Raw genomic sequence first — 13,782 nt, forward strand, 5'->3', positions numbered from 1 at the left:
CTTACGGAAAAAAACTTTTATCACCCCTTTTTTTGCAAACAAAAAACCACTTTCTTATGCGCAAAGAAAGTGGTTGTACTTGAAAAAATATAGAATCATATTGTTCCAGACCCCACTTCCCTACGCTGGTATAAACCAGATCAGGTTCTAAGGGTCTTAAAGTCATACTTTAATCTCAGCTTCTGCGGTAAAATCAACTTTTACCTATAAAGCACCCCTAGTGGTACAAATTGTATATTTAATTTTCATTTGCCTTTATATTAACACGATAAATCCAATTGTCAAACGTATTAGAAAAAGTTTTCAACCTAATAATTGCCTTTCACTCTAGCATAACCACCTAACCTGATTGATTAAACCATTGTTAATCCACCATTTACGGAAAGAGTTTGCCCAGTAATATACCCTGCATCTTCCGAAACGAAATAGGCAACAGCACTGGCAATGTCCTCTGGTTGAGCTAGCCGGCGAAATGGAATCGCTTTTTCCAAGGCGCCTGCTATACCTTCATTATAAGAGCCTATTTCTTGAAATAGGGGCGTATCAGCAGGACCTGGCGCAATACAATTGATGTTGAGTTTGTAACGTGCCATTTCTCTTGCTATCGTTTTTGTGAAAGCAATCACCCCTCCCTTAGCAGCAGAATAAACTGCCTCTCCACTTGATCCTACTCTAGCGGCATCAGAAGCAATATTTACTACCTTTCCGTAACCATTTTCAATCATGAGAGGTAAAATTTCCTTGCAAGTATGGATCTGCCCAAGTAAATTAATATCGATAATCCTTTTCCAAGTGCTAGGATCACTTTTTAAAAAAGGTTCCACCTTATCCCAGCCTGCATTATTAACCAATATATCTATTCTATGATAATGGTTCACGGATTCTTCAACGGCTTTTTTAACACTTTCTAATTTCGTTACATCACAATGGACCGCTCTGGCTTCAAAACCCGAATTTCCGATTAAAGAAACCGTCTCCTCAGCATTTTTATGATTTATATCAGCCACGATGATGTTAAAATTGCGAGAAGCCAATTTTTTTGCAATCTCTCTGCCAATTCCGCTTCCGGCACCGGTAATAAATGCGATTCTTTTATTCATCATATTCCCCTCCACTTTCACCATTTAGTCAATAAGGATTTATTTAAACTGCTTATATATTGTCGATTATCTTTTCATTTATCATTTCCCGGAGCCGGAATTTCTGGATTTTCCCGCTTGCCGTACGGGGAAAGTCATCCATTATTTCAATAAATTCAGGCCAATATTGTTTGGCCAAACCCTTTTCCGAGAGAAATTGCTGCATGGAATCCATCGTGATCGGGTTCTTCCCCGCCTTCATGCTGATACAAGCACATGCTTTTTCCTGAAGACGGGAATCTGGAACTGCAATAACCTGAGCGCTAGAAATATCCGGGTGTTCATACAATACATTTTCTACATAAGAGACTGGAATATTTTCACCGCCACGAATGATTATGTCTTTGTTTCTTCCAGAAATCCGGATATATCCGTCTTCATCCATGAATGCTCGATCACCGGTAATGAACCATCCGTCACTATACTCAGCTAAAGTGTCATCAATCCGTTTAAAATATCCTACAAACAGAGCCGGACCCCTTACTAATAAAGAGCCTTCTGTATTCGGGGCACAGGTCTCCCCTTCAAAACCGACGACCTTTAGCTCCATTCCCGGAAACGGAATTCCGTCCGTATTCGTCAGTTTTTCTTCTGGATCTTCAAGTCTCGTCAAGGTTACCAAGCCATCTTCTGTTTGCCCCCATCCTGACAATATCTTGAACGGTACTTTTTCCATGGCTTCCTTTACTAAATGCCTGGGAATCGGGGCACCTAAAGCCACGAAGACTCGCAGCGAATTAAGGTCATATCTTTCTATCCCCTCCATTTGAACCGTATCTTGCAGAAAAGGAGTGGCTCCGGCCGTAAACGTTATCTTTTCCCTCTCAACCCATTCAATAAATTCTCTCGGATTCCAAATGTCTTGATAGACTCCCGTTCCTCCAATATGTGTAGGGAGCCTAACTCCATAACCAAAACCTGTTTGATGGGCGAACGTTGACGCCATGAAAAGAACATCATCGGATGTTAAATGTAAGTGGTCAATCCAATAATTCGTTGATATACAAAGAGTATTATGTGTATGCATAACTCCTTTTGGACTCCCTGTGGTTCCCGAGGTAAAGATAATTTCAGTCACATCATTGGGGTCATGTGTGATTTCATCCAAAATGGATGAATCCATCCGGTCTTCCCAAGGTTCCTCAATTAAAGAGGAGAACAGTTTCATCCCATTCGGCGCACTGTCACCCATCACGTATATATGTTTCATTGATGGCCATTGATGACTTAGTCTTTCAATCATGTCAGGGTAATAAAACCCACGGAAATACTCTGGTACAACAATCATTTTAGATTCTGCCATCCCAACCATATAACCAATTTCCCTATCTCGATAAATCGGTATCAATGGATTGCTAATGGCACCGATTCTTGTAACAGCATAGTGCAAGATTATAAATTCATTCCAGTTAGGCAGTTGAAAAGAGACAACATCCCCCTTACCCAATCCTATATGCAAGAGACCCAAAGCGATCCGATCGACCAACTTACCAAGCTGCTTGTAAGTAAAACTACTTTTTTTATCGATAATCGCCATCTTATCTGGATGCTTTACTATAGCATCATTCAAATAATCCAAGATGGTTCGGTTTGGCCAAACGCCTTGAAATTCCCCCACATATTCCTGAGTCAAAATCGTCTCCAATTTCACCAGTTTTCATCCCCCTCATCAACCTCTGAATTTTTTAAAATCTACTGGCCTCTTTTCTAGGAAGGCGTTTTTTCCTTCTTCCGATTCTTTTGTATTGTAAAACATCGCTAAACTGCCCATCGATAGTTGAGAAATCCCTTGAATGTTGGCACTATCTGCATTAAAGGAATATTTGAGCATTTTTAACGCAGTAGGACTCTTATCAAGGATCTTTCTTGCCCATTCTTCTGCTGCCTCGTGCAGTTGTTCCGGGGCGACGATTTTGTTCACAAGTCCCATTTCTTTTGCTTCCTGTGCAGAATATTGTTCACATAAATACCAGATTTCCCTAGCTTTCTTTTCTCCGACAATTCGTGCTAAATAAGCTGAACCAAAACCCGCATCATAACTACCGACCTTTGGCCCACTCTGGCCAAATTTTGCCGTGTCAGATGCAATGGTTAGGTCACAAATGACATGCAGGACATGCCCGCCTCCGATGGCAAATCCATTAACCGCTGCAATGACCGGCTTAGGAATGTTGCGGATCGTTTGGTGCAGCGTTTCGATTTCCAGTCCCATTCCACCACCTAAGCCACCCGAATGATTATATCCTCCTTCTTCTCCCTTTTCTTTTTGATCTCCACCTACACAAAATGCCTTCTCACCAGCTCCAGTCAGAATCACTATACCAACACGATTATCATCCCAAGCGTCCCGGAAAGCCCAAATTAATTCCTGAATGGTTCTGGCACGAAAAGCATTGTATACTTTAGGTCTGTTCATTGTTATCTTTGCAATTCCACCATTTTTTTCATAGATTACATCTGTTAATTCCATCGTTTTCATTCCCTTCATTATCTTAGTGATTTGCCTTGCATCACATCAATTCACCGTTAATCACGAACTTAATCGGTACCCAATACGACTGTAAATAATTTCGATTTCTACGTAATAGTTTCCGTTTCAACAGAATGTAAAAATACTAGTCCAATGGATTAATGAGAACGGAACTCCTTTCCTATAATGTCCTTTGCAATGACCATCATATTGGCTTGTGCAGTACCATCACCAATTTCCAACCCAATCACATCACGCAAGCGTTGCTCAAGAGGCATTTCCTTCGTATAAGCATAATGACCATTCAACAGTAAACATTCATGGATAGCTTCTACACTATATTTAGGACCTAGCCACTTAACGGAAGCCGATTCTTTACTATGATTCAGCCCTTGGTCACGCAGCCAAAGTCCTCGGTAGGCTTGCCACTTCACCAGTTCTAATTGGGTATAGTGGGTCACAATGGGGAAAGAGACCCCTTGATATGTCGCCAACGGTTTACCAAAAGAATGTCTGATTTTCACATATTCAATGGTTTCATCGATACTTTGTGAAGCGGTGCCCACACATTGCAGCCCTATTAACAGCCGACTTAAATCGAACCCATTCATCACTTGGGAAAACCCTTTATTTTGAAGACCGATCATATACTCTTGCGGAACCTCGACATCGGTTAAATATATCGAACCTCTTCCAATGGGGATATTCCCCATGTCCGTGTACCCTCTACATTCAACACCCGGAATATCGGCAGGAACCATGAAAGCACTTATCCCTCGATTTCCCCATTCAGGTTCCGTCTTTGCAAATAAAACAAAGGCATCTCCACACATAGCTACACTAATTCCAGACTTTTCTCCATTAAGCACATACTTATTTCCTTTATGTACAGCTGTTGTTTTAATCCCACCCGCATCCGTACCCGCGGATGGCTCCGTAATGGCAATGCCGACAATTTTTTCACCACTTGAAATTTTGGGAAGCCACTCCTTTTTCAGTTCCTCGCTAGCGTGATTATTGATAATTTCACCGATTAATGCATTCAACATCACCGCGTAAGTAAGATTGAAATCACCACGACCTATCTCCTCGGCAGCTATCCCCGTTGTCACACAATCCGCACCGCTTCCGCCATATTCCACTGGAATCCGAAGACCATTCACGCCAAGATCACCCAGCTTTTTCCACAAATGTTTTGGAGTAATCTCTTCGCGATCCCATTTTGTATAATGTGGAAGCAGCTCTTCCTTCGCAAATTCTTTCAATATTTTGCGAAAATAATCTTGCTCTTCCGTAAAAGAAAAATTCAGCACATCATTACCCCCTTGATTAAATACTAATTTATCTGACACCCATATTTAGAACATTCTACGAAACATGAAACCTCTTACATGTCAAACTATTATTGCAAGTTGTGTGCCAACTTGAATTCGTTACAATTTTGGCTATAGTTTCCAAAACCTTTCGCATGTTTGCATTTTTTCTCATTTCTGCAAATCAAATTTGCGAATCTTCACAAAAAAAATACACACTTAATAAGTGTGCCTAATGGTTACCCTGATTACATTTCATTGGATGATACTGCTATTTCAATTTGTATTTAGCAATCTTCCTATATAAACTAGCAACATGAATTTTCAGCTTTTGAGCTGCTAAAGAACGATCACCTTCCGAATCTTTTAATGCTCGCTGAATGGCGGATTTTTCAGCATTACCTACAACTTCATCCAATGTACCGGACATTGAATTATCCATGGATGAGGGAACCTCCAATTTGAAATTAGGTGTAAAATATAAAGAATCCAGAGTTAGAGTCGCTCCATCTACGATATTCATTCCGCGTTCGATTATCGCTTTGATTTCACGGATGTTACCAGGCCAATCATATTGGATAAGCCAATCTTGGAGTTTAGGATCAATTTCTTTCACATTGGACCCCAACTTGTTATTGAAATACTCGATGAAATGATATGCCAGAGGAAGAATATCTTCGTGCCGCTCCTTTAAAGAAGGAATTTTCAATTCAAAAACATAAAGTCGATAATATAAATCTTGGCGGAATTTCCCTTCTTGAATAAGGGTTCTTAAATCTCTGTTCGTCGCCGCGATAATACGTATATCAACATTTTTAGTCCCCGTTCCGCCTAGTCTTTCCACTTCCCTTTCCTGTAAAACTCGTAAAAGCTTTCCTTGCGCCTGATAAGGCAATTCAGAAATCTCATCTAAAAACAACGTACCATTTTGGGCTAATTCTATTTTTCCAGGCTTACCTTCTTTTTTCGCCCCGCTAAATGCGCCTGCTTCATAACCAAAAATCTCCGATTCAAATAATTCATCTGGAATCGCTGCACAATTTACCGGTACGAAGGGTTGTGTTTTTCTTGTACTCAAACTATGGATCGCTTGGGCAAAAAGTTCCTTTCCCGTTCCCGTTTCCCCCGTAAGCAGTACTGTAGAACTGCTTGTAGCTATTCTGGCGGCCAGCTCTTTTACCCTCTCTATCTCCTTACTCTTTCCAACAATCTCTTCGAAGCTATATCGACTTTGAACCACGGAATTTTTCTTGGCTTTATTCTTCTCCAAAGAGTTGGCAAAATACACCAAGTCACTGTATTCCAGTTCGTCTTGGCGGATGATTATGGTATAAATGGTATCAGAACCTCGTCGAAATACCCTTATAAAACATGAGTGTCCGCTGATCACACCAGAAAACACATGTTTGTGGGCAAGACCTTTCAATGAAAAGTTGGAAGAAGTGTGAATGACTCTCGTAATGGACTTTCCTATCAAATCAGTCGGCATAATCATGAAATATTCATAAAAATCAGCAGTGGCGCCTATAATTCTTCCATTTTCATCAACTTCAATCGATCCCCAATTCCTTATTACGTTTTTAACATTTTCCATTCACATCACCCAATACCTTGATTACTTAAAACAAAGATCACAACTTGACCCTTAATGACTTCAATTCCTGCCTGATTAAAGCAAGTCACCTTTAGCGTAACCCAATCTCTATTCAAATTAATATCAATGATCTCCAGTTCGGCTGAAATCATATCGCCTATATGTACTGGATGATAAAAGACCAATTCCTTTTGTAAAAGTATACAGGCACTACCAGGGAGTTTTTCACTGATCACTTGAGTGATAAGGCCTTCCGTTAACAAACCAGGTACAACCGGCTTGCTGAAATTACTTTTCCATGCTTCTTTATTCACTTGATAAATCGGACTGTAGTCTTTTGTTAATTCATTACATAATTTTACGTCAGATTCATTAAATGTACGCTGCATACTAGCAACCTGGCCGATGAACAAATCAGTGATTGTTAAACTCATAACACCGCTCCTTACTTTTTATCAGAATATTCAATTTAAATATAATACTAACTATACATAACTTTCCAACCAAATACTATAAAATGGGAGTTCGTTTGTAGTTTTACTCGCGAATTTGGATGGTTTACCAGTGAGCTTGGCCGTTTTACTCATGAATTTGGATGGTTACACATGAATTTGATTGGTTTACCTTAATTTCAGCCGGTTTACTTCGTGAATTTGGGTGGCTAACTCATGAATTTGACGGTTTTACTCGTGAGTTTAGATAGTTTACTCGCGAGTTTACCCGGTTTACTCGTGAGTTTGGCCGATTCACTCGTGAATTCTCCCACTCCCAAAAATTGCCTATATGTCAAGGAACAGTCTGCATGCTGTCCACTGACATATAGGCAATCAAGAACACTATTATACATTCGATGTTGTTTTTAGTTTTATATTTTCCTCGATCAGCGGTTTATCATAGTTGCCATACTTCTCTTTCACAACAAGTAACGCCAGGGCAGCCATTATGCTCGGGACTGTGAAGGCCATGAATGCATTTTGTGGCGAATAATTTGCAGCCAGCAATAATCCTATTAATGTAGGGGCAACAATCGCTCCAATTCTACCAAAAGCCAAGGCCCAACCTATACCCGTGGTCCTTATCTCCCGCGGATAATACTCGGATATATACGTATTGGCCAAATTCAACGTGCCAACTGTACAGGCTCCTCCAATAGCGATCAGAATATATAATGCTACTACATTTGAGGTCAATCCTAATATTACAAAACAGACCGTACCTATGGCACAGAAGGAAACAAGTACTCTTCTATGGCCTATTTTCCCAACTAAGTACCCCCCAATTATCGATCCGCCAATTTGTCCTATTCCCGATATAAGATTGAAAGATAAACTGGATGAAAGGCCGTATCCTGACTGTTGCATGATTTTGGGTAACCATGTATTGAGTCCGTATACCATAAGTAAACAATTAAAGGCAGCTACCCAAAACGCAAATGTGCTAAGCGTACGCTTGTTTTCAAAAAGTTTCTTGACTGGAAAGCCCTTTGCCCTTTCTTGGACTTTGGCAAACTCATAATCGTCCGATTCTTTATAGTCGCCTCCTGGATCAATGCGATTCAGGATTCCAGCAAGCTTTGCTCCTTGTTTCCGAATAACATTATAGGAAAGCGATTCAGGAAATTGCTTCATGAAGAATGGCAGTGCCAGTAAAGGAAGGGCCCCAATCCAATACAAAACCCTCCAACTCATTTGTTCCATCACATACATTCCAATTAAAGAAGCGAGTATGCTTCCGATAGAATAACCACAGTACATAGTGGTTACAATGAACACCTTATTCTTTTTGGGAGAGTATTCCGCCATTAAGGAGATGACATTTGGCATTAATCCTCCCATTCCCGAGGCTGCTATAAATCGTATAACCGAGAAAAAGGCAGGATTCGGGGCAAAACTTGAAAGTAATGTAAAGACACTGAATAAACATATACAAATGGCAAGCACTCTTTTTCTCCCTATTTTATCCGCCAGGGGTGCAAATATGAGGGCTCCCACCATCATTCCGAACAATGAATAACTTGCTATTCCTCCAGCTTCGACGGGAGTCAAGTTCCATTCCTCCATCATCAAAGGTAAACCAACTCCGTACATGGCTATATCAAATCCATCGAAGGTAATTGCGAACAAACACCACATAAAGACCATTAAATGAAAACGGCCGAATCTACTATTACCTACCACTTCCGAAGCATTAACTTCACGCAATTAATTCCCTCCCCTTTGCCATATTTCACGATATAACATGTAATGTCAGTTTCCCTAGTTCACCGTAATCCGCTATTATTTCATCGTTTGCCTGTATGGAAACGGCATCTGTAATTCCGCCTACCAATACAATCATTCCAGCCTGAATGGAAAGTCCTTCACGGCTGATCATTTTTACAAGTTCCACAATCGAGTGAATCGGATGATCGAGTACAGCTTCTCCAAGACCCCTCTTTTGCATTTCACCATTTTGATAAAGCGTAACTTCTGCTTGAGCCCAGTCCGTGTGGTACGGAGAATAAGCTTGATTGCTAAGCAGGATTTTGGCTGAGGATGCGTTATCCGCTACTACATCGGTAAGTGTGAAAGAAAAATTTTTGTAACGGCTGTCAATAACTTCTAGTGCAAGAAATACACATTCTACAGCCGGCCAGACATCTTTCGCGGTTATATTTGCACCTTTCAGTTCGTCCTTGAACAAGAAAGCAAATTCGGGTTCCACTCTCGGATGAATGAGTTCCCCAACTTTTAATACTGGTTTAGTTAGTTCCATTGCAGATGTCAATCTGCCATAGATTGCTTCCTCTACCCCTACTTGCTGTTGTTTAGCTTTGCTCGTCAAGCCCATCTTCCACCCGATGAATCTGTTATCACCATTGATCGTCTCATTTATGCTCAACTTCTGAATTTCATATGCTTGATTTACTGTTAGTTCAGGATTGGATAATGTAAGCTTATCCATTTCACGTCCGCTTTTTTGCGATTCGGCTACCCGTTTTGCTAGTTGATCTAGTTTCATCTTAAAGTCCCTCCTTTCTGAAACGCCATTTGCTCAGCTACTTCAATTATGGTATCTTCCTGACCCCCAACCACTTTTTGTCGGCCAAGTTCAATCAAAATATCCCGGGCATCAACTCCATACTTTTTCGCCGCTTTATTTGCATGCAATAAAAAGCTGGAGTACACGCCACTATAACCCATGATTAAACTCGAGTCTGTTATTTCCTGGGGCTTGGGCATGATTGTATTTCCAACTTCCTCCGAAAGATCGAGCATTTTATATAAGTCAATTTCGGTACGGATACCCATCCTATCCAGAACGGCAACAAGCACTTCCGTCTGGGTATTACCAGCCCCTGCACCGAGACAGCGGATGCTGCCATCGATCCTATTCGCCCCTTCTTCAATTGCTATTAGCGAGTTTGCCACAGCGAGCGATAAGTTATTATGAGCATGGAAACCGATATCGATATTCAGCTTCGATCTTAATAACCTGATCCGCTTCTTCACATCTTGGGGCAAGAAAGATCCTGCGGAATCAACAACATACACAGCATCCGCTCCATAGGATTCCATTAAAATGGCTTGTTCAAGAAGTTTTTCCGGTGATGCCATGTGAGACATCATTAAAAAACCGATTGCTTCCATACCGAGATGTTTCGCAGCTTCCAGATGTTGCTTTGAGACATCCGCTTCCGTTACGTGGGTTGCAATCCGCGCCATTTTCGCCCCAACTTGAGCAGCTTCCCTTAAATGATCGATTGTCCCTATTCCAGGGATTAAAAGTACTGAAATAACCGATTGGCCTGCTGATTCAACAGCGGCTTCCACCAATTCAATATCATTCACTTTTGAAAAACCATATTGTAAGGATGATCCTCCCAGGCCATCTCCATGCGACACTTCAATATAAGGGACACCTGCTGCACTAAGTTTCCCAGTCATGTTCTTTACTTGATCGATGGTGAACTGATGTGCCACTACATGGCTCCCATCCCGCAATGCAACTTCAGTCACCAATACATCTTTATCCAAATGAACCCCACCTTTACAGTTCCGATTACCTTTTTCAAACAAATTGTTCGAATTGGCTTTTAGCGATCTCTTCCCCTACTTTTACAGCTGAAGCAGTCATTATATCCAAATTGCCTGCATATACGGGAAGAAAATCCCCTAACCCTTTCACTTCAAGAAGGACCGTTATTTGTTTCCCATCAAATATCGGCTCTGTCTTCAGGCGATATCCTGGAACATATTCAGAGACTTTTTCCGCCATCTTATTTATGGACGTTGTTATTTCCTCCACATCAAAGGAATCCGATTGAAGCAGACAATGAATGGTATCCCTCATGATGAGTGGCGGTTCGGCCGGATTTAGCAGAATGATAGCTTTTCCTTTTTTCGCTCCACCCACCTGTTCCAAGGCCCTTGCCGTCGTTTGGGTGAATTCATCAATATTGGCACGGGTTCCCGTACCGGCACTCCTGCTGGAAATTGTCGCTATTATCTCGGCATATTCGACCAGGGCCACTTGACTGATCGCATGAACGATGGGGATTGTTGCCTGACCGCCGCATGTAATCATGTTAACGACCGCCTCATTCAAATTTTCTTTTAAATTCACGGAAGGAACGATAAACGGTCCGATTGCGGCAGGCGTCAAGTCTATCAGCTTCTTGTTCATCTTTTTCAAGGCTTTGCAGTGAAAAACATGCGCCTTCGCAGATGTGGCATCGAATAAAATGTCTGCAAGCTCCGGCCTTTCCAAAAAACCATCCATGCCATTTTCAATGACATGATGTCCGTGCATCCTTGCCTTCTTCAAACCCTCTGATTCCGTGTCGATACCAATCATAACCGACATTTCCAGAACATCCGACCGATGAATTTTCATCATTAAGTCCGTGCCGATATTCCCTGATCCAATAATGCCTACTTTTAGTTTTTTCAAGGCCTCTGGGCTCCTTTCACTCAAAATTAACCGAAACCTTTCCAAGTTTTTCTCCAAAGTCAGCAGAAAAACGGTCACCTGGTTTCGCTTCGATTGCTGCGGATAACGCACCGGACAAAATTACTTCGCCCGCTCTCAATGAACCTTTAAACCCATGCAGTTTATTTGCCAGCCAGGCTACGCACGTTGCTGGATTTCCAAGTACTGCTTCACCTGTTCCTTGGTTTATGAATTCGCCATTTTTATAAAGGCTCATTCGAATGGTAGGGAGGTCGATATCACTCAAGTGAATTTTGCGATCTCCCAGAATATATAGCCCCGATGATGCATTATCCGCCACAGTGTCCGGAAGTTTAATCTTCCAGTCCATCACCCGGCTATCAACCACTTCGATCGAAGCAACCACATAATCAGTGGCTTCGATTACATTTTCAACCGTAATATTGGGACCATGTAGATCTTTCTTTAAAATAAAAGCTACTTCTGCCTCCACTTTCGGTTGGATCAACCGCAGACTCGAAATACATCCATTATTTTCTATTTTCATCCCATCAAGTAAATGTCCATAATCTGGTTCATTCACTCCCAGAACCTCCTGCATAGCCTTTGAAGTCAAGCCTATTTTCTTACCTGATACTTCCAGACCGGACTGGATTTTCCTTCGAATGGTTTCAAGCTGAATTTGGTAGGCATCCTCCACGTCCAAATCCGGAATTTCACTGGTGGGGGCCGAAATCCCAATTCCTGTTTTTTCCGCTTTCAAAAACCTGGCAGACCATTCTGTTAAACTAACGTTCATGAATGCTTCCCTCCTTCTTTATAACTTAATCGTTACGTTAGACAATTCACTGTAAAATTCGAAGCTATGCGATCCACCTTCACGGCCGATGCCACTGTGCTTCATGCCCCCAAAAGGTGTGCGCAAATCACGCAAATACCAGGTATTCACCCAGATAATGCCCGCCTCTATTTTAGAAGCGACACGATGCGCCCTCCTTAAATCGTTGGTCCAGATCGTTGCCCCCAGTCCGTAATGAGTATCATTAGCGTGCTCCAGTACTTCTTCTTCCGTTTCGAAAGGCATGACCGTTACCACAGGACCAAAAATTTCTTCCCTTACACAACGGGATTCACGCGTAACTCCGGCAATAATTGTCGGCTCAATGAAAAAACCTTTATCAAACTGTCCGGCTCTTCTTCCTCCAGTTAATATTTTCGCTCCTTCTTCTTTCGCCAGGTCAATGTAACTCATCACTTTTTTATAATGTTCTTTTCCTATTACAGCTCCTACATCCGTTTCGGAATCAAACGGATCCCCGACTTTTAATTTTTTTGTTCGCGCGACCATCTTTTCAAGGAATTCGTCATACAATCCTTGCTGAACATAGATTCGTGATCCACATAAACAAACTTCACCTTGGTTCATGAAACTTGATTTCAATGTCGTTTCGATTACTTCATCAAGATTCGAGTCTGCAAACACAATATTTGGATTTTTCCCGCCCAGTTCAAAGGAGATTTTTTTCAACGTGGGCGCAGCAGCTTTCATGATCGCCGTTCCCGTTTTTGTTTCCCCTGTGAATGTTATCGCATCGACGTCCGGATGCTCACTTAGAGCAGCTCCAGCTGAATTTACACCATATCCATGCACAAGGTTGACAACTCCATCGGGAACTCCCGCTTCCTTACATATTTCCATTAACTTTGTCGCTGTCATCGGTGTCAATTCAGCCGGTTTCATAACCGCTGTATTGCCAGCTGCCAGGCATGGTGCCAATTTCCATGTCAACAATAGCAAAGGTAAATTCCAAGGATTGATCATCCCTACCACCCCGACGGGCCGCCTAATGGAATAATGAAGTGCCATGTTGTCCTGATTGAAGGATTCATTACCAAGTGTAGTGATATAGTCCGCAAAAAAGTGGAAATTGTGAGCTGAACGCTTGATGTCCATTTCCAGTGCAAGGCTATATGGTTTCCCTGTATCAAGGGTTTCCAACATTGTCAGTTCTTCTTTCTTTTCCAAAATGATATCGCCGATTCGCCTTAGAACCGCAGAGCGCTCATTATCGGTAAAAGATTTCCAAGGACCTTTAAGAGCATGTCTTGCTGCAGAAACAGCCTGATTCACCTCCTCTTTTCCTCCTTCTGCAACCCATCCAAGCATTTTTTCCGTTGCGGGATTGATATTGTCAAAAGTCTTGGATTGATCTGGATTCAGGAATTCCCCGTTAATAAAGTGCCGGCAATCTATTGATTTAGTTGTATTTATACTATCTTTTGCTGCTTGCATGAAACATCCCTCTCCCTTTATTGAGACACCCGCTTATTTCG

At 41.7% G+C, this 13,782-nt stretch carries 12 protein-coding genes and 1 riboswitch; all 12 genes read right to left on the reverse strand.

The annotated features are described in order from the left end of the window. Positions 1-100: 100 nt before the first annotated feature. A riboswitch (TPP riboswitch) is annotated at positions 101-229 on the reverse strand. 124 nt (positions 230-353) lie between these two features. Beyond that, entirely contained in the window at positions 354-1,103 is a 750-nt protein-coding gene (locus BW986_RS23775) for an SDR family NAD(P)-dependent oxidoreductase (protein WP_076371438.1), read from the reverse strand. A 49-nt stretch (positions 1,104-1,152) separates the two neighbouring features. Continuing rightward, on the reverse strand, positions 1,153-2,790 hold the full coding sequence (locus tag BW986_RS23780; RefSeq protein ID WP_076371440.1) for an AMP-binding protein: 1,638 nt from the start codon (positions 2,788-2,790) through the stop codon (positions 1,153-1,155). An 18-nt stretch (positions 2,791-2,808) separates the two neighbouring features. Next, the gene (gene menB, locus BW986_RS23785; RefSeq protein WP_076371442.1) at positions 2,809-3,609 is read right to left on the reverse strand and encodes a 1,4-dihydroxy-2-naphthoyl-CoA synthase; all 801 of its coding nucleotides are present in this window, start codon (positions 3,607-3,609) and stop codon (positions 2,809-2,811) included. Between the two features lie 158 nt (positions 3,610-3,767). After that, positions 3,768-4,922 carry an acyl-CoA dehydrogenase family protein gene (locus BW986_RS23790; protein ID WP_260320945.1) on the reverse strand — a complete coding sequence of 385 codons (1,155 nt, stop codon included), beginning with the start codon at positions 4,920-4,922 and terminating at the stop codon, positions 3,768-3,770. A 271-nt stretch (positions 4,923-5,193) separates the two neighbouring features. Then, the gene (locus BW986_RS23795) at positions 5,194-6,516 is read right to left on the reverse strand and encodes a sigma-54 interaction domain-containing protein (protein ID WP_076371444.1); all 1,323 of its coding nucleotides are present in this window, start codon (positions 6,514-6,516) and stop codon (positions 5,194-5,196) included. Between the two features lie 5 nt (positions 6,517-6,521). Continuing rightward, positions 6,522-6,950 carry a MaoC/PaaZ C-terminal domain-containing protein gene (locus BW986_RS23800; protein WP_076371446.1) on the reverse strand — a complete coding sequence of 143 codons (429 nt, stop codon included), beginning with the start codon at positions 6,948-6,950 and terminating at the stop codon, positions 6,522-6,524. Between the two features lie 405 nt (positions 6,951-7,355). Next, positions 7,356-8,717 (reverse strand): MFS transporter, encoded by a 1,362-nt coding sequence (locus tag BW986_RS23805; protein WP_076371448.1) that lies wholly within the window; start codon positions 8,715-8,717, stop codon positions 7,356-7,358. Between the two features lie 25 nt (positions 8,718-8,742). After that, the gene (locus BW986_RS23810) at positions 8,743-9,516 is read right to left on the reverse strand and encodes a 2-keto-4-pentenoate hydratase (RefSeq protein WP_076371450.1); all 774 of its coding nucleotides are present in this window, start codon (positions 9,514-9,516) and stop codon (positions 8,743-8,745) included. Next, positions 9,513-10,532 carry a 4-hydroxy-2-oxovalerate aldolase gene (gene dmpG / locus BW986_RS23815; RefSeq protein ID WP_076371594.1) on the reverse strand — a complete coding sequence of 340 codons (1,020 nt, stop codon included), beginning with the start codon at positions 10,530-10,532 and terminating at the stop codon, positions 9,513-9,515. The genes BW986_RS23810 and dmpG overlap by 4 nt, the downstream gene beginning before the upstream one ends. A 34-nt stretch (positions 10,533-10,566) precedes the next feature. Beyond that, the gene (locus BW986_RS23820) at positions 10,567-11,448 is read right to left on the reverse strand and encodes an acetaldehyde dehydrogenase (acetylating) (protein WP_076371596.1); all 882 of its coding nucleotides are present in this window, start codon (positions 11,446-11,448) and stop codon (positions 10,567-10,569) included. Between the two features lie 16 nt (positions 11,449-11,464). Beyond that, positions 11,465-12,247: a 2-keto-4-pentenoate hydratase gene (locus tag BW986_RS23825; protein WP_076371452.1), complete on the reverse strand. Its 783-nt coding sequence runs from the start codon at positions 12,245-12,247 to the stop codon at positions 11,465-11,467. Positions 12,248-12,265: 18 nt separating this feature from the next. After that, positions 12,266-13,741, reverse strand: coding sequence for an aldehyde dehydrogenase (locus tag BW986_RS23830; protein ID WP_076371454.1), 1,476 nt, complete (start codon positions 13,739-13,741; stop codon positions 12,266-12,268). Positions 13,742-13,782: the final 41 nt, after the last annotated feature.

Source organism: Peribacillus simplex, from assembly GCF_900156045.1.
In the GTDB taxonomy this organism is placed as follows: domain Bacteria; phylum Bacillota; class Bacilli; order Bacillales; family DSM-1321; genus Peribacillus; species Peribacillus simplex_D.

What these genes read in the sequence shown, in the direction of transcription:
- BW986_RS23775 (WP_076371438.1), bottom strand. Translation starts at nt 1,103, where the DNA reads ATGATGAATAAAAGAATCGCATTTATTACCGGTGCCGGAAGCGGAATT.
- menB (WP_076371442.1), bottom strand. Translation starts at nt 3,609, where the DNA reads ATGGAATTAACAGATGTAATCTATGAAAAAAATGGTGGAATTGCAAAG.
- BW986_RS23795 (WP_076371444.1), bottom strand. Translation starts at nt 6,516, where the DNA reads ATGGAAAATGTTAAAAACGTAATAAGGAATTGGGGATCGATTGAAGTT.
- BW986_RS23800 (WP_076371446.1), bottom strand. Translation starts at nt 6,950, where the DNA reads ATGAGTTTAACAATCACTGATTTGTTCATCGGCCAGGTTGCTAGTATG.
- BW986_RS23810 (WP_076371450.1), bottom strand. Translation starts at nt 9,516, where the DNA reads ATGAAACTAGATCAACTAGCAAAACGGGTAGCCGAATCGCAAAAAAGC.
- BW986_RS23825 (WP_076371452.1), bottom strand. Translation starts at nt 12,247, where the DNA reads ATGAACGTTAGTTTAACAGAATGGTCTGCCAGGTTTTTGAAAGCGGAA.
- BW986_RS23830 (WP_076371454.1), bottom strand. Translation starts at nt 13,741, where the DNA reads ATGCAAGCAGCAAAAGATAGTATAAATACAACTAAATCAATAGATTGC.